Raw genomic sequence first — 14,219 nt, forward strand, 5'->3', positions numbered from 1 at the left:
TAATCCCCTCAAAAATTAAAACGGGCAGCCGGTACGGTGTTCCCAGTCGTATTCCGCCTGGGCGTAAGCAACTGCCGAAATGAAATCGTTGTAGGCCTCGCCAGCTTTATCGCTGCGAAGTCCTTCGTATGGGCTGGAGTCAATCGGTACGGAGAAGTGGAAGAGGCCGGACGGCTCTTTTGGCATCATGTCGATGATTTGTTGCGCCCGGTCGCCGATCCACTTCTCTTTCTCGTCGTTGAGCTGCTGATCAGCCCAGCGCCGATCTTCGATGCGGTCGTAAGTGAGGTATGCGTTCATGGTTGCCTCAGTAATGAATTTTTGCGCAGGGGATCAGGTCATCTTTCAGAGCGGTAAGCACTTCGATAGCCTGTTCGCGGGTTAAGCTGGTGTTGCTGGTGAGCGCGTTAACGATGTTGGTGCCGACCGTCTTGCGGTGCTTCACGTCGGCTTCACGTTTTGCCTGCTCATCGGCTTTGCGTTTCTCTTCGGCCAAGCGCGCTGATTCCTTCGCTTCAGCCTCGCGGCGAACCTTGTCGGCGGATTCCTGCGCCTTGCGCTGTTCTGCTGCGATAGCTTCCTGCTTCTCACGTTCCGCTTGTTCACGGGCTTCCTGCGCCAGTTTTGCAGTACGCTCCTGCGCTTCTTTAGCTTCACGCTCTGCACGTTCCTGTGTTTGCTTAGCCAGCAATTCGGCTTGCGCTTTAGCGGCGATTGCATCGGCTTCACGCTTCTGTGCTGCTGCGATTTCTGCTGCTGCCTTCTCGTCCGCTTCGCGTTTGGCTTTCTCTGCCGCCTGACGTTTCAACTCTTCTTCACGAGCAATGCGCTGGCGTTCTGCTTCTTCTGCTTTTTCTTTTGCATCGCGGTCGAAAGCGTCATTCATCAGCAGAGCCATTTCGTGGTCCGCTTCAAACTTGGCCGCCAGCTCCTGATCGAACTTTATGTTCATTTCCAGCGCTTCGGCGTGCAGCGCGTTCATGGCTTCTTCAGCCTTGATGCGTTCCTGCTCGGCTTCCCATTCGGTGAGTGGTTTGCGCACTTCATCCTTCAGCGCGTCCAGCCGCTCACGCACAATGCGGCGGCTTTCGTCGATCTGCTTAGGCAGGGCTTTAAGCTCAGCAACCAGATCCTTGCCCGCGTTGTCGATATACGTTTTTGAGCGCGCTACCTTATGCGCCATGGATGCGATAGCGTCGCGGCCTTTGCGGGTCGACACATCCGGTACCAGGCTGCGAGCTTCTTTCTCGATCGCCTCAATAATCGGATCGAGCTGCTCTTTGGTGGTGAATACCGCCATTGCGTTCTGTTTCTCAATGACGACTAAGTCCGTTACTTCGCTCATGGTTTCTCCTGAAATTTGGATGTGCAGATCCCGCCCGCAGAAAGCCAGGCCGATCGGTTGAATAGGGTGGTTAGTGCTGGATAGGGTTGCCGTGACCGTCCAGAAGGACGTCAATCACGCAGTCACTGAGGCGGATGATTTCGGCGTCAGTGTGCAGGTACACCCATTTGCGCTCCTGAATGACCGCTGAGACGCGATAGGTTCGGCCTTCATGCAATGCCATCATGCCAGGAGTGACGCACTGGCGAATGAGCGGGGTGGTGCCGTAGTGATGCATCATACCTTCACCTCAACCTGTTCCAGGAGGCCAGCGATATGCATCTGACAGCGATTCAGAGTCATCTTGTCGCGTGGTGCCGATACCGACGTCAGCTGCCACTCGTTATCGTTGATCTTTTTGGCTGTGTACTGCTTGCCGTTGTGGGTGACTTTCATGATGCAACCTTAAGAGCCTCTTCGGCTTCTTTGATGCGTGCTGCGGTGCCAGCATTTGGAGCGATTTCATTAAGGTGACGGGCGTCTTCTAAAAGCTTTGCGATTATCTCTTTCAGGTCTGGCATAAATCCTCTTGGCCTTATCGCGGCGAACGGAACGGTTAATACAAGACTTCAACGCATTTATTCAGTGTTTCAATGGGCGGTGGATGGCCGCCGGTTTCATAACTGAGCCGCCTCGATGAAGCGACTGAGGTATGAAAAAACCCGCCGGAGCGGGTCTTATGGTTCATCAATTTCAAGCTGAACAGTCAGGCCAGCGGCAACAGCTTCTGGCATTAGCTCTTCGAGCGTTTTCTGATCTGCCTGCCATTGCCTGCGGAGAATCGAAATACTTTCCCTGACGCATAACTGGCGCCGCCTGAGTGCTTTAACAGTTTCCGCCAACTGCTCCTTATCCATTGCCTTACCCTCTGTCGTTACCCGCTGATGCGGGAGAAATGCTTTGTGATTCAGCACAGCCCACTCAGCTTCGAATGGACTGGAATAAATCTTTTTTCGCTTTGCCATAATTGCCGCTCTTCCTGAGCCCGCCTATGGTCCGACGCATGGTTTACTGTCGCGCCGTTCGACTGACCGAATCTCCACTCCGCCGCTGGCTAACTTCGCTCAGCTGTCGATGTTTCGTTTCGATGGATTAAAGATACAGATAAAACTGTATTATCGTCAACAGACAAAACTGTATTTAATGGCGTGAGAAACATATGTTTCTGTATTTATGAGTAATTTATTTTGTAAGGACGAAAAAAAACCGGCGTTAGCCGGTTTGATTAGACGTTTGAAAGGGGGTTTTAGCGTTTGCGGCGGTAAATACGGTGCTCAATCATTACACCGATAATGGTTAAAGGCTGGTGATCGCTGTTAATGACAGGGTAGTCGTCATTGAGTGGGACCAGTTCAAAGTGCTGGCAGCCGAGAGGGTCTACCCATGTCGGGCGGTATTTTTTGAAGGTTGCCTGTGTTCCGCCGTTCTTCGCAACAACAAATTCCCCAGGCGTGGGTTCTACCTCAGGGTCGACAATAATAACGTCACCAGCCTTAAAATCTGGTTCCATTGAGTCGCCTTCAATACGCAACGCAAAGGTGTGCTGGGACACATCCAGATCAGTAAGTATGTATTCAAGGCTGCCATCGAAAGCCTCGATAGGGTTTTTCTCAGCCAAGGCTCCTGCCTGTACGTAGCTTATCAACGGAACTCTCCTGCTGTTGATCTCTGCCATCGGCATAAACGCGCCGCCGTTCATTAGCCAATCGGCGTCGCATTTAAGCGCCTTGGCTATTCCAATTATATTACGTGGCTTGAGAGTTTTCCCATCTTCAATGCTCTGCCATGACTGCTGCCGAATACCGGCCTTCTCAGCAGCTTCTGTCTGGGTTAATCCCAGCTCAATTCTTTTTTGTTTAACGCGATCCGCAAGGCTCATAAATCCCTCTCTCTGTATGCCTTGATAGTCACAGTTAAAACTGTAATTGACAAACAGAAATAACTGTCACAGAATACAGATAAAACTGTGGAGGTGATATGGAAACAATATCTCAACGCCTCAAGCAAAAACGTGAAGAGATGAATCTGTCTCAGGACCAGTTAGCAAAACTGGCTGGCATGAAACAGCAATCACTTCAGGCCATCGAGGCCGGGACTACTAAGCGTCCACGTTATTTGGTTGAGCTGGCTCGGGCTCTCAAGTGTGAACCTGAATGGCTTCTTTTTGGCGATGAGCCGAATAAAACAACAGCCGCTTAACGGCGGCTCTAACCACGAAAGGGAAAGCAATGCATTCACTTGCGTATCAACACAATACCGGAATACACCCGGGAGCGGTGATAAACCGCGCTCAACCTAAGGCGGCGCCAGGCCACGAAAAGATCCGCGATGCGGTCCGTGCATGGTCGTCGGCGCTGGACAATCAGGACGTCGTTTCGGCGCTGATCATCAACGAATACCGGGAGCAGGGCGGGACCGCCATCAGCTTCCCGGAAGATATCAGCCGGGCGCGCCAGAAACTATTTCGCTTCCTGGATAACCGTTTCGACTCAGAGCAGTACCGCGAGAACGTGCGCCAGCTGACACCCGCAATCATGGCGGTCCTGCCGGTTGAGTATCGCACTCGCCTGATCGGTGCCGATTGCAAAATGTCTCGCCTGGCTGAGGCCGAGAAAGAACTCGCAGAGGCTAAACAGGCCGTCCTGCTGGACGCTCCAGAGCATCAGAAGCTGAAAGAGGTAAGCGAGGGTATAGCGTCGCTGTTCCGTCTCATGCCTGAGCAGGTAGGCCCACTGATGACGATGGTCACTTCGATGCTGGGGGTTATGTGAGAACTACAGAAATGGCGAAAGCCGGTCTGCGCGAACAGAACCGACTTTCTGGTGCAAAAACGAGAGTAGTTGCAGGAGGAATAATGGCAAAAAATCCACGCTATTACCATACCGCTATACATAAAAACATAACCCGCGACCGCTTCATCCGCTCGGTTAACCCGATTGTGGCAGAGAAGATGCGCGCCATTCTTGAAGAACTGAAACGTAAGGAGAGTGGCCGTGGGTAACGTATCCAATTTAGCCGAAGCCAGAGAGGCCAGAAGGCTCCAGAAACCGCGCACGAATGACGGTAAGGGGTTTGCCTTGCTGCACCGTAAAATTATGGATGTGCCGTTCTACAAGGACGCTGAGGCGGCTCATTTATGGGTTCACCTGCTCCTGCGCGCTAATCACGAACAGACAATGGTTTCGACTGATGTTGGCGATGTGATCTGCGAACGCGGAGAGTTCATTACCGGTCGTAACACACTGGCAATGGAAACGGGGTTGACCGCTGATCGCGTTAAATCACTGCTCCGTAAATTCCAGAACCTGGGCATGATCACCACCAAATCGAACAACCGTTTTACTGTTCTAAAAGTGGTCAAATATGACGAATATCAGTCAAATTTTTGTCCAGCCGATGTCCAGCCAGTGTCCAGCGCAAACGCAGTTATATCAATGCCTGTGGAGGTGGAGTGTCCAGCCGATGTCCAGCCAGTGTCCACAGATAACAATATATTAAATAACTTACTACCTAACGGTAGTAAGTATGTCGCAAATGACCAGAAACCCGCTGAAGAGAAAAAGTCCCGTCTGTCATGCGATGAAGTATGGCAATGCCTGAAAGACGAACTGCCTGAAGCCCGGGGATGGAGATGCCTCACTGATGAACGACGCAATCTGATCCGCACCTTCTGGGGTAAGGCTAACAAGATTGCCCGCAACCTGGACGGCAAGCCGATGGATATGGACGGTTTCAGAAGCTATCTGCGCTACATCGCTCAGAACTGCCGCTGGATGCTTGAAGACCGACCAGACCATAAATCCGGGAAGACCTGGCGCCGAATGAAATTCGATAAGTTCCTGACCGAAAAGCTCTACATCGAAGTGCGCGAGGGGGATCGTGATGACCGCTGAATTCATGGTTGTACCACAAAACCTCGAAGCAGAGCAGAGCGTTATCGGTGGCCTGCTGCTAGATGATGACAACAGCGAGCGAGTCCAGAAGGTTCTGGCGATGCTCAAGCCTGAGTCGTTCTACAGCCGACCTCACCAGCTGATCTTTGCCGAGATGCGCCAGATGTTCCGAGACAACAAGCCAGTCGATGGTCTGACACTGTTCGACTCGCTCGAAGGTAAAGGGCTCGCGGAGCAGGTAGGTGGCTTTGCTTACCTGGCGGAGATTGCCAAGAACACTCCCAGTGCTGCAAACATCGTGGCATACGCTGCATCAGTCCGGGAAGCCGCAATGGAGCGCTACGGTATCAACCGCCTGACCGAAGCTACTGAACTGCTGTATTCCCGCAACGGCATGAGCGCTACGCAGAAGTACGAGGCCATTCAGGGTATTTTCACCCAGCTCGCAGACCATTCAAAAACCGGCAGTCGCCGTGGTTTGCGTTCGTTCGGCGAGGTTATGGATGACTGGGTTGCGGATCTGGAGAAGCGATTTGACCCTTCAGGCGAACAGCGCGGCATGAGTACCGGCATCCCGTCACTCGACCGGCTGCTGGCGCCGAAAGGTCTGGTTAAAGGCTCTCTGTTCGTGATTGGCGCAAGGCCAAAGATGGGCAAGACAACCCTGTACGGACAGATGGCGATCAACTGCGCGGTTCGTGAGAAAAAGCCAGCGCTGATGTTCAGCCTCGAAATGCCTGGAGACCAGATCCTTGAAAAGCTGGTTGGTCAGAAGTCGGGCATTAACCCGAGCATTTTTTACATGCCCGCTACGGATGACGCCGATGACCAGTACCAGGGCGACTACGACGGCGACTTTAAGAAGGCGATCGCCACAGCTGGGAGACTGAGTGAAATCGACATGCTGTACATCGACGACACTCCTGGCCTGTCACTGGCGCATATCGTTACCGAATGCCGTCGAATTAAGCGCGAGAAAGGCTGCGTAGGCATGATTCTGGTTGACTACCTAACATTGATGACCGCCGAAAAAGCAGACCGTAATGACCTGGCCTACGGGATGATCACAAAAGGGTTGAAGAACCTCGCCAAAGAGCTTGGCTGCGTCGTCGTGCTGCTGACCCAGCTCAACCGCGAACTGGAGAAGCGAGTGAATAAACGCCCGTTACCGAGCGATTCCCGCGACACAGGACAGATTGAGCAGGACTGCGACTACTGGGTTGGCATCCACCGGGAAGGTGCTTTCGATGACAGCGTGCCGCCTGGAGAAACCGAGTTAATCCTGCGACTCAACCGCCACGGCAATACCGGCACGGTTTATTGCAATCAGATCAACGGTGCAATTTACGACACAGACCAGCAGGCCGCCGCCGCAGAACGCCGCGGGCGCGAGCAGCAGCCGAAAAAGAAAGGGGGCTTCTGATGAAAGGAAAACAGGCAATTCTGCGTTATCTCGAAACGCACCGGACCTTCACCGCGAAGGATGTGGCCACAGAGTGCGGCATGACCATCAACTGCATCACGAAGAACGCTATCGATTTGGAACGGGTCCGCAAGATTGTGCGCGTGAGCAAGGTTTGGCGAACGGTGACTTACCGTCTGGCGACGCCAGAAGAACAGGCTGGTACCGCGCGCAGCTGCGCCAACGGAATATTTCAGGAGTGCCGCAACAGCGCAGCTATGAAGCGAGTATTGATGGTTTGGGGGAGGGTAGGGGTATGAAACTGAAAATGCACACGCCGGACGGATCGCTGATTGTCGAAAGTAACCTTGTAACACAGTTCTATCCTGATTTCGAAAGCGGCGGCGAGCTGACCACCATCGAAACGGTATCGGCCACAGGAGAAACGTTCTCGGTGAAAGTTAAGCACTCGTTTATGCAGGTGACGAGCGCGCTGGCTACAGCCTGGAGCGTTGACGAGAAGGAAGCAAAAGGAGCCGCCCAATGAGCAACATCGAAAAAAAGGCGCTGCGTGAAGCGGCGGAGAAGGCGACAAAAGGTCAGTGGGTTGTTGAGTTCGACGATGAGATTTACTCCACTGACGGCGTGAACAATGAGCAAATAGCCATGGTGTTCAGTGAAAACGAAGTGCGTGATGCTGCATTCATCGCCGCTGCCAAACCCGTCACCGTGCTGGCGCTGCTGGATGAGCTGGAAGTCAAAGAGAAATATGCCAAAGACCGCGACGCTGAAAATGAAGGCCTGATGCTTACGGTTGGTCGGTTGCGCGTCGAGAGGGAAGCCGCAGAGAAGCGGATTGCTGAGCTGGAGGCGCGGACGGTGAAATTGCCTGAACTGAAAATGCTCAGTGATTACTTGGCGGAAGTCACCATGCGGGAGCGTGAAGACATTCTGGTTGGTGTTCGACTTGAACTTTTCAGGGTGCTTGAAGAAGCTGGCGTGAAGGTGGCCGCCGCAGCCGGTAAAGGAGAGGCATCATGAGCGCTATTACCAAACAATGGCTGCAGCAGAAAATTGCCGACATGGAAGCAGCCAGAGATGAAATCCCGTTCGGCCTGGACGAAGACGACAGCAACACGCTGGCGGCCCTGCGTATCGCGCTGGCATCGCTCGAAGCGGAGCCTGTAACGGAATGGACCAACGAGCAGTGCCTGGAGTTCATGTCGATAGCTTTCCGGCATGCGGAAATTAAAGGCGACCTTGAGCTGGATGATATCCGCCTGGGCGTGAAGATGGTAAATGGTAGCCGCGCCGCCGTGCTTCAGGGAGGTAAATCATGAGCTTTGAAAATTGGACTATTGAAGAATTGTTTGCGCGCTGCACTGATTATGATGATGGCAGCCTAAGCATGGACAAAGAAGAGTTTGCTGCTTTACGGCGCATGCTTCAGGGTGCCGAACCTGTAACGACGGCTAACAAGTTGCCAGAGGGTTGGGTGGCGGTGCCGGTTGAGCCGACCTATGAGATGTGTAAGGCCATGGGGTTGCCCTGGGAGAGTCCTCGATTCCCGGATCTCTATAAGGCGATGCTCGCCGCCGTTAAAAAATAGTCGTAATTTCTGCTAAAGTTTGGGCAATATAACCAGCACAGTAATTAGGGAGTAATTTATGCACGAACTATTTGTGCTGGTTTTGAGCACCTGTGCCAACCTCAGCAATATGTCAGGTTGTTCTTTGGAAGTGGTGAACTTGAACACCGAAAAAGAACCGGTGAATGTCTTTTACAGCAGGAAAGACTGTGAAGAGAGCATGAAGGGAATCATGCTAAATCATGCCCTATACCATGAAATATCAGGAAGAGAGCCATTTATGGCTAAATGCGAACAAATATTTATCTCACAAAGTTTAATGAAATAGTAGGTCGAATTAGACGCATGACAAAATTTTAAAGGAGATTAAATGGAAGATTACTTAGTTTTTGGTTTGGGTCATGAAGGTGATATCAAGAACGATGAAGCGGGTCTTGATAAGATAAGCGTGGTAACAAAGGCGGTAATGCGTTCTACCAATTCCAGCGAGCCAGTGGTCTACCCAATGACTCAGTTCAAAGAATTTAATGTTGTCAGGCAGCAAGCGTTTGATGGCGAATACTACAACATAGCATTCGACGTTTTACCCTCTCGCGATCGTGTTGATGCTGCGATTCGCAAATATCACCCAAAGAAATCATCTACCGTTTAGTAACCTTTGATTTTCTAAAATCAACCCGCCATAATCATGTCATCGGAGCCTGAACAACTCCGGTGACTTCTGCGCATTTAAGGGGACTTAAATGCGACCACAATCTGAACTCCTCACCTTGTCACAGATGCAGAAATGCACCTGCGATTTTCTGCGTTCTGCGTTACCTCTCGGAGGTGGCGTATGAAACAGCACTACTGCATCGTTAACGACACCGTTAAAGACAACCTCATCGCGTACATTCGCACCCTACCGGTAAACCCTCGCGCGCCAATGGTGGTCGAGGCCCGGGAAGAGACCCGCACCGACAAGCAAAATCGTTTGATGTGGCCGCTGCTGAAAGACCTGTCTGACCAGGTTGTCTGGCACGGCGAAAAGCTGACCCGCGAAGAGTGGAAGGACCTCATCACCGTTCTGGTGAACCAGACCCAGGACCAGGAACAGAAATCCGCGCCGGGCATCAGCGGCGGCCGCGTTTATTTCGGCGTCCGCACATCCAAATCCAGCAAGCGCTACATGGTCGACGTGATCGAGGCGATTTACTGGTTCGGCACCGATCGCGGCGTGAAGTTCTCCGAAGCATCCAGTAAGCGCATCGCCTGGGCGCAAGAGTGGAGGGCTTCCCGTGGGTAATCCTCTCGCACGCGTCATCACCAACGAAATCTTCCGCGTTCCGGCGCGCCGCAAAAGTAAGCCAGCGGTTAAGCCGTCCGACATCCCGACCTTGAAAGGCTATACCGCCCGCCTGGTGGATCAGAAATGGCTGCGTCTCGCGGCACGGAGGAATCATGCGTAAGCCATCCCGCCGTAAGTGCAAAGTATGCGGTGAATACTTCGTGCCGAAATTCCACGATATTCGGATCCGCTGGTGCAGCCCGGAACACGGCGCAATCCTCGCAATGGAAGAACGCGAGAAGGAGAAGGTGAAAGCCGCCGCTAAGCGCATCAAGGAGCAGAAAGAAGCCGAGAAGGCCGGGCGCAAACGCCGACAAGAAAAGCGCGAGTCACTCAAGTCTAAATCCCGGTGGGATAAAGAGGCTCAATCGGCCTTCAACCGCTACATCCGGATCCGGGACGAGGGGAAAGAATGCGTCAGCTGCGGCAATCCGCTCCTCGGCAAAAGCAATTACCTCACTGGTAGCGCCATTGATGCCAGTCATTACCGTTCGCGCGGCGCTGCATCACACCTCAAATTCAACGTGTTTAACGTTCACTCAGCCTGCACCCGGTGCAACCGTCAACTGAGCGGTAATGCCGTTGAGTATCGAATTCGGCTGATTGAGCGTATTGGTCTGGAGCGTGTCGAGCGGCTTGAATCTGATAACGAACCGCGCCGCTTCGATATCCCATACCTGCAGCGCATCAAATCCATTTTCACACGAAAAGCCCGCGCGCTGGAAAAACGCCGGGCCCGCCGACAGGAGGCAGCATGAACCACGCCGATTTCCTGCGGTACCAGGCAGAAAGCGTTAAGCGCGCCAACATGCCGCCAGTAGCAAAGCACAGCCAGACCAAAACTAATCAGCCACAGAAGGAAGCCGCATGAACAGTCAGCAACTGGAATACGTACGTCAGCAGCTCATTGTGGCGACCGCAGATCTGAGCGGGGCGACGAAAGGGCAGCTGGTAGCTTTCGCAGAGAACGCGCAATTTACCGCGACGGCCCGCAGTCGGGGGCGGAAGAAAATCACCGACCCGATCACCGGCCGTAAAGTTAACCCGGACGGCCCGGCGATGAGCGGCAGCCAGTCACGCGCCAAGGGTTCATCTATCGCGCTGGTGGGGCCGGTTGAGTTCGTGACCGCATCGTGGCGCCGCGCTGTGCTGTCGCTGGAAGACCATCAGAAAGCGTGGCTGCTTTGGAACTACAGCGAGAACGTTAGCTTTGAGCACCAGGTGGCGATCACCCAGTGGGCGTGGGCAGAGTTCCGGGAGCAGCTTGGAGCGAAGAAGGTGGCAGGCAAGACAATGGAGCGCCTGAAGAAACTGATATGGCTGGCGGCGCAGGACGTCAAAGCGGAGCTGGTAGGGCGTGAGCCGTACGAATATCAGGCGCTGGCGGAACTGGCGGGCGTTGCGAAATCCACCTGGACAGAAACGTATCTGCCTCACTGGCTGGCAATGCGCAACAGCTTTAAGCGGCTCGATAGCGCAGCGCTTATCTCCGTAACGCGATCACGTTCACAACAAAAGGCGACAAATTTAGATGTAAGTCTTGCAAAACCGAACTGAAACACATATATTTCATGTAAATCTGATATCGTCGCCATAGCTTTGATTGTCGACACAAAGAATTCAAGCCCGAGGTTAACGCCTTGGGCTTTTTATTTGCGGTACGCCGCACACAGAACCCGCTACCTGGGACCATTCGGCCAGAGAGCCGACATTGCCTTACCCTCATCTTCCCGGCCTGTCGCCGGGTTTTTTATTTCAGGCTCCGGGAACCATCATCGACACGCCTACTTGTTAAATCGTCCCGAGGGCCTGACCTAATCAACCAGCACCAAGCAGGTGCGAACATGAAGAAAACCACTATGCAAGACAGACCAGATACCTGGGCGGTGATGCTTGCGTGGCTTGTAAACCACAAAAACGAAGCTGGCTATTCGGTACTGGCTTTTGTCATGTCGATACTCGCTACCTCGCGCGGCGCGAAATCAAAGTGGAAAGACCGGATCGCCGGCGCAACGATGTGCGGGATCCTTTGCTTCTTTGCTCAGCCGACACTCACGGCTATATGGGCAATCTTCAACTGGAATTTTCCCCCTGAGCTTTGCTGGCCCATCTCGGCTGGCGTCGGGTATGTGGGGGTGGATTCGCTTTTCGCCTATGCGCGCCGTCGCCTTGGCCTGAATGAACCGGGAGACAAAGCAAATGCTGACCCTCAGTAAATTCCAGCAAGCAACGGGCACCAGTGCGGCACTGGCCAGTAAGTGGTTTCCAGTCGTGCTGGCTGCAATGCAGAAGTACGACATAAGCACGCCATTAAGGCAGGCGCACTTCCTCGCGCAGGTGGGGCATGAGTCATCTGGATTTATAGACACCGAAGAGAGCCTGAATTACCGATACGGCGCATTGCTTGCAATGTTCGGCAATCGAATCAGTCGGGAAGACGCTTTCAAATATGGTCGTGTTGATTCGGGCCAGAATGCTCACCCGGCCGACCAGAAAATGATTGGCAGCATCATCTACGCCAACCGGAACGGGAATGGCGATCGGAACAGCGGTGATGGATATCGTTACCGCGGGCGCGGCCTGATTCAGGTGACGGGTAAAGCGAATTACGCCGCGCTGGTGAAGCAGCTTGGCGTCGATATCGTAAAGAGCCCGGAACTACTTACTCAGCCTCAATATGCTGCTGAATCCGCAGCTGCCTGGTGGAGCAATCACGGACTTAACGCTATCGCTGACTCAGATGATGTTAGCCGCATCAGCAGAATCATCAACGGTGGTACCAACGGACTGGAGGACAGGAAAGCCCGCTTGACTAAAGCTAAGGGGGTTTTATGTTCGGGTTAATCAGTTTATTCCGCATTTTCAAAAATAATGCGCACATTCTCATTCCTTGCGCGTTCATCATACTCGTCGCTATCTGCCTGTGGGGGTTGAACGCCCGCAATCATCAGCTGACGGCGACGAACGACAGGCTGACACAACTTAACGACAGCAAGGATGTGCAGATCAACGACCTGAGGGCTAAAAATGACGATCTGGCGGGGAGCGTTAAAGAGCTTGCTGGCGCTGTTAACAGGCAAAACGTGGTCATGTCTGAGGTCGCAGAGCAAAGGGCAGAATCGGCGAAGCAGAACCGAATGCTGCAGAGCGAGATTAAGCACTACCTGGCGGCAGATAAGTGCGCTGCTGCTCCTGTTCCTGATGCCGCTGTTGAGCGGTTGCGCGCAGCAGCAGAAGCCGCCCGTGGAATACCGGGTGATAAAGCAGCCGGCCCTGAACCTGCCGGCGGACCTGACGTCGCGCATTGATGTGCCAGATCTGCCCGATAACCCTTCGTACGGTGACAGCGTTTCGATGAACGCAACACTTTACGGGATCGTCGGCCAGTGCAATTACGACAGGGCAGCGATTAGAAAACTGCAGGTGACAGATAAAGAGCCTCATCCCTGAGGTTCTGACACAGTCTCTCCTCTGGACTTTAACCGTAGCAAATTCTCACAGCCTCGCATCCGCGGGGCTTTTTTATGCGCATCGCAGCGCATTGCCAACCGAGAGCCTATAGGAAGCGAGCCTGAGATAAATCGTTATCTCTCGGGGCGGCTTATCTATGCGAACAGGCTCGCAACTTATAGGTGAATTATGAAGAAGTTGATGACTGCTGCTTTTGTATTCGTGCTGGTCTGGGGGCTGTTTGGCCTGCTGGTTTACGCAACACTACAGGGCGACCATTCACTGATGAGCATCGTCGTGGCGGCTTACTGGGCGATTATAGCTCTTGCTTGCTTCATCTCGCCTCTGTTCCTTGTGGCTGTGTTCATGGCCGGGAAGGAGAGTGACCCCATGGAGCGTGCCAAGCTGTTAATCCCTCTAAAGGACTATTACAAACGCAAGGGCGCGATCAGAAGGCTCATTGGACTTGTGACTATGGCGGCCATCTTCGTAATGCTGTCTTACTCCGGATGGGTATTCACGTCGCTGTTTTACATCCTGGCATGTGGCTTTGTAACGCTGCTCAATTCGGTCGGCAGAGACAAGTTCGAAGAACTGACAGGGCACATCGTTAAGTTGTAAGTCATTACAGAAGCTCTTCACTGAGGGGCTTCGATAATGATCTGTGTAACCCCGCAAGGATGGTGATCACATCTTGCTGACGGGTAAGCCGTAAGTGGCTAAGCACTTCTGAGAAGCAGGGCAACAGCTGCGACAAGGCAAAGAGGTAATCATGTCCGACATCTACCAAATCACGCTAACCACCCAAACAGGCGAAACCTTCACGGGCAAGATGTCACGACGTCAGCCTGAGCTGGTAAACGGCTTTGTGCCGCTGGCGACGGAAACGGGCCAGTGGCTGTATTTCGCTCCTGCTGATGTGAAGCGAGTTGAGTTCACGCCGGTGCCGGAAGAGCAGACCGAGCAGCCAGAAGAACAAACAACGGAGTAACGAATGAGCAAACCGGACTGGGAGGCCATCGAGACGGCGTACCGGGCCGGAGTGATGTCCCTCCGTGTCAACAACGGGTAAAAAGTGATCCACTAACCGTCACCACCAACGGTTTAATATTGATCCACCTTGTTTACTCAGGATTAGCTTCCGCTATAACCCCGGCCTTTCGTTTCTGCTTCAG

General features: G+C 53.1%; 30 protein-coding genes and 1 pseudogene. 24 read left to right on the top strand and 7 right to left on the bottom strand.

Features of this window, described 5'->3' with window-relative positions; all coding sequences use genetic code 11:
* Positions 1 to 15: 15 nt before the first annotated feature.
* The 7 genes from gamL to ACTJJI_RS09715 form a co-directional block, all read right to left on the bottom strand.
* Positions 16 to 300, bottom strand: a complete 285-nt coding sequence (gene gamL / locus ACTJJI_RS09685) for a host nuclease inhibitor GamL (RefSeq protein WP_440653827.1) — start codon at positions 298 to 300, stop codon at positions 16 to 18.
* A 7-nt stretch (positions 301 to 307) separates the two neighbouring features.
* Positions 308 to 1,345, bottom strand: a complete 1,038-nt coding sequence (locus ACTJJI_RS09690; protein WP_440653829.1) for a hypothetical protein — start codon at positions 1,343 to 1,345, stop codon at positions 308 to 310.
* A 70-nt stretch (positions 1,346 to 1,415) separates the two neighbouring features.
* Positions 1,416 to 1,625, bottom strand: coding sequence for a cell division protein FtsZ (locus ACTJJI_RS09695; protein ID WP_058657563.1), 210 nt, complete (start codon positions 1,623 to 1,625; stop codon positions 1,416 to 1,418).
* Positions 1,622 to 1,780, bottom strand: coding sequence for a hypothetical protein (locus tag ACTJJI_RS09700; RefSeq protein WP_440653831.1), 159 nt, complete (start codon positions 1,778 to 1,780; stop codon positions 1,622 to 1,624). Before ACTJJI_RS09700 ends, ACTJJI_RS09695 begins: the two co-directional genes overlap by 4 nt.
* Entirely contained in the window at positions 1,777 to 1,905 is a 129-nt protein-coding gene (locus ACTJJI_RS09705; protein WP_286087829.1) for a hypothetical protein, read from the bottom strand. Before ACTJJI_RS09705 ends, ACTJJI_RS09700 begins: the two co-directional genes overlap by 4 nt.
* Positions 1,906 to 2,061: 156 nt before the next feature.
* On the bottom strand, positions 2,062 to 2,349 hold the full coding sequence (locus ACTJJI_RS09710; protein ID WP_440653833.1) for a hypothetical protein: 288 nt from the start codon (positions 2,347 to 2,349) through the stop codon (positions 2,062 to 2,064).
* A gap of 281 nt (positions 2,350 to 2,630) precedes the next feature.
* Positions 2,631 to 3,263 (bottom strand): LexA family protein, encoded by a 633-nt coding sequence (locus ACTJJI_RS09715; RefSeq protein ID WP_017693163.1) that lies wholly within the window; start codon positions 3,261 to 3,263, stop codon positions 2,631 to 2,633.
* Between the two features lie 98 nt (positions 3,264 to 3,361).
* Here ACTJJI_RS09715 and ACTJJI_RS09720 point away from each other — a divergent pair, with 98 nt between their 5' ends.
* The 24 genes and pseudogenes from ACTJJI_RS09720 (at position 3,362) to ACTJJI_RS09835 (ending at position 14,035) form a co-directional block, all read left to right on the top strand.
* Positions 3,362 to 3,583, top strand: a complete 222-nt coding sequence (locus ACTJJI_RS09720; protein WP_017693164.1) for a helix-turn-helix domain-containing protein — start codon at positions 3,362 to 3,364, stop codon at positions 3,581 to 3,583.
* A gap of 29 nt (positions 3,584 to 3,612) precedes the next feature.
* Positions 3,613 to 4,155, top strand: coding sequence for a toxin YdaT family protein (locus ACTJJI_RS09725; RefSeq protein ID WP_440653836.1), 543 nt, complete (start codon positions 3,613 to 3,615; stop codon positions 4,153 to 4,155).
* An 11-nt stretch (positions 4,156 to 4,166) separates the two neighbouring features.
* Positions 4,167 to 4,265, top strand: a pseudogene (locus ACTJJI_RS09730) (replication protein); the annotation flags it as partial.
* The gene (locus tag ACTJJI_RS09735) at positions 4,239 to 4,385 is read left to right on the top strand and encodes a hypothetical protein (protein ID WP_440653882.1); all 147 of its coding nucleotides are present in this window, start codon (positions 4,239 to 4,241) and stop codon (positions 4,383 to 4,385) included. The pseudogene ACTJJI_RS09730 and the gene ACTJJI_RS09735, both read left to right, overlap by 27 nt.
* Positions 4,378 to 5,277, top strand: a complete 900-nt coding sequence (locus tag ACTJJI_RS09740) for a DNA replication protein (RefSeq protein WP_440653838.1) — start codon at positions 4,378 to 4,380, stop codon at positions 5,275 to 5,277. The genes ACTJJI_RS09735 and ACTJJI_RS09740 overlap by 8 nt, the downstream gene beginning before the upstream one ends.
* Positions 5,267 to 6,700, top strand: a complete 1,434-nt coding sequence (locus ACTJJI_RS09745) for a DnaB-like helicase C-terminal domain-containing protein (protein WP_440653840.1) — start codon at positions 5,267 to 5,269, stop codon at positions 6,698 to 6,700. The genes ACTJJI_RS09740 and ACTJJI_RS09745 overlap by 11 nt, the downstream gene beginning before the upstream one ends.
* Positions 6,700 to 6,999, top strand: a complete 300-nt coding sequence (locus tag ACTJJI_RS09750; protein ID WP_440653842.1) for a protein ren — start codon at positions 6,700 to 6,702, stop codon at positions 6,997 to 6,999. The genes ACTJJI_RS09745 and ACTJJI_RS09750 overlap by 1 nt, the downstream gene beginning before the upstream one ends.
* The gene (locus tag ACTJJI_RS09755) at positions 6,996 to 7,226 is read left to right on the top strand and encodes a hypothetical protein (protein WP_440653844.1); all 231 of its coding nucleotides are present in this window, start codon (positions 6,996 to 6,998) and stop codon (positions 7,224 to 7,226) included. The genes ACTJJI_RS09750 and ACTJJI_RS09755 overlap by 4 nt, the downstream gene beginning before the upstream one ends.
* Positions 7,223 to 7,720 (top strand): ead/Ea22-like family protein, encoded by a 498-nt coding sequence (locus tag ACTJJI_RS09760; protein ID WP_440653846.1) that lies wholly within the window; start codon positions 7,223 to 7,225, stop codon positions 7,718 to 7,720. The genes ACTJJI_RS09755 and ACTJJI_RS09760 overlap by 4 nt, the downstream gene beginning before the upstream one ends.
* The gene (locus ACTJJI_RS09765; RefSeq protein ID WP_440653848.1) at positions 7,717 to 8,019 is read left to right on the top strand and encodes a hypothetical protein; all 303 of its coding nucleotides are present in this window, start codon (positions 7,717 to 7,719) and stop codon (positions 8,017 to 8,019) included. The genes ACTJJI_RS09760 and ACTJJI_RS09765 overlap by 4 nt, the downstream gene beginning before the upstream one ends.
* Positions 8,016 to 8,288: a hypothetical protein gene (locus tag ACTJJI_RS09770; RefSeq protein WP_440653850.1), complete on the top strand. Its 273-nt coding sequence runs from the start codon at positions 8,016 to 8,018 to the stop codon at positions 8,286 to 8,288. Before ACTJJI_RS09765 ends, ACTJJI_RS09770 begins: the two co-directional genes overlap by 4 nt.
* 58 nt (positions 8,289 to 8,346) lie before the next feature.
* Positions 8,347 to 8,595, top strand: a complete 249-nt coding sequence (locus ACTJJI_RS09775; protein ID WP_440653852.1) for a hypothetical protein — start codon at positions 8,347 to 8,349, stop codon at positions 8,593 to 8,595.
* 42 nt (positions 8,596 to 8,637) lie between these two features.
* On the top strand, positions 8,638 to 8,919 hold the full coding sequence (locus ACTJJI_RS09780) for a hypothetical protein (RefSeq protein WP_440653854.1): 282 nt from the start codon (positions 8,638 to 8,640) through the stop codon (positions 8,917 to 8,919).
* 183 nt (positions 8,920 to 9,102) lie between these two features.
* Positions 9,103 to 9,552, top strand: coding sequence for a recombination protein NinB (locus ACTJJI_RS09785; RefSeq protein ID WP_440653856.1), 450 nt, complete (start codon positions 9,103 to 9,105; stop codon positions 9,550 to 9,552).
* Positions 9,545 to 9,715 carry a NinE family protein gene (locus tag ACTJJI_RS09790; protein WP_440653858.1) on the top strand — a complete coding sequence of 57 codons (171 nt, stop codon included), beginning with the start codon at positions 9,545 to 9,547 and terminating at the stop codon, positions 9,713 to 9,715. Before ACTJJI_RS09785 ends, ACTJJI_RS09790 begins: the two co-directional genes overlap by 8 nt.
* Entirely contained in the window at positions 9,708 to 10,352 is a 645-nt protein-coding gene (locus ACTJJI_RS09795) for a recombination protein NinG (RefSeq protein WP_318154601.1), read from the top strand. Before ACTJJI_RS09790 ends, ACTJJI_RS09795 begins: the two co-directional genes overlap by 8 nt.
* Positions 10,349 to 10,465: a hypothetical protein gene (locus ACTJJI_RS09800; RefSeq protein WP_333197418.1), complete on the top strand. Its 117-nt coding sequence runs from the start codon at positions 10,349 to 10,351 to the stop codon at positions 10,463 to 10,465. Before ACTJJI_RS09795 ends, ACTJJI_RS09800 begins: the two co-directional genes overlap by 4 nt.
* Positions 10,462 to 11,151 carry a bacteriophage antitermination protein Q gene (locus tag ACTJJI_RS09805; RefSeq protein ID WP_440653860.1) on the top strand — a complete coding sequence of 230 codons (690 nt, stop codon included), beginning with the start codon at positions 10,462 to 10,464 and terminating at the stop codon, positions 11,149 to 11,151. Before ACTJJI_RS09800 ends, ACTJJI_RS09805 begins: the two co-directional genes overlap by 4 nt.
* Positions 11,152 to 11,438: 287 nt before the next feature.
* On the top strand, positions 11,439 to 11,810 hold the full coding sequence (locus tag ACTJJI_RS09810; protein WP_048961198.1) for a phage holin family protein: 372 nt from the start codon (positions 11,439 to 11,441) through the stop codon (positions 11,808 to 11,810).
* Entirely contained in the window at positions 11,794 to 12,438 is a 645-nt protein-coding gene (locus ACTJJI_RS09815) for a glycoside hydrolase family 19 protein (protein ID WP_440653863.1), read from the top strand. Before ACTJJI_RS09810 ends, ACTJJI_RS09815 begins: the two co-directional genes overlap by 17 nt.
* Positions 12,426 to 12,902 (top strand): Rz lytic protein, encoded by a 477-nt coding sequence (locus ACTJJI_RS09820; protein ID WP_440653865.1) that lies wholly within the window; start codon positions 12,426 to 12,428, stop codon positions 12,900 to 12,902. Before ACTJJI_RS09815 ends, ACTJJI_RS09820 begins: the two co-directional genes overlap by 13 nt.
* The gene (gene lysC, locus ACTJJI_RS09825; protein ID WP_420712929.1) at positions 12,796 to 13,044 is read left to right on the top strand and encodes an Rz1-like lysis system protein LysC; all 249 of its coding nucleotides are present in this window, start codon (positions 12,796 to 12,798) and stop codon (positions 13,042 to 13,044) included. The genes ACTJJI_RS09820 and lysC overlap by 107 nt, the downstream gene beginning before the upstream one ends.
* Before the next feature lie 189 nt (positions 13,045 to 13,233).
* Positions 13,234 to 13,665, top strand: a complete 432-nt coding sequence (locus ACTJJI_RS09830) for a hypothetical protein (RefSeq protein WP_032105120.1) — start codon at positions 13,234 to 13,236, stop codon at positions 13,663 to 13,665.
* Between the two features lie 151 nt (positions 13,666 to 13,816).
* Entirely contained in the window at positions 13,817 to 14,035 is a 219-nt protein-coding gene (locus ACTJJI_RS09835) for a hypothetical protein (RefSeq protein WP_180256045.1), read from the top strand.
* Positions 14,036 to 14,219: the final 184 nt, after the last annotated feature.

The organism is Enterobacter sp. 22466 (assembly GCF_052044775.1).
In the GTDB taxonomy this organism is placed as follows: Bacteria; Pseudomonadota; Gammaproteobacteria; order Enterobacterales; family Enterobacteriaceae; genus Enterobacter; species Enterobacter dissolvens.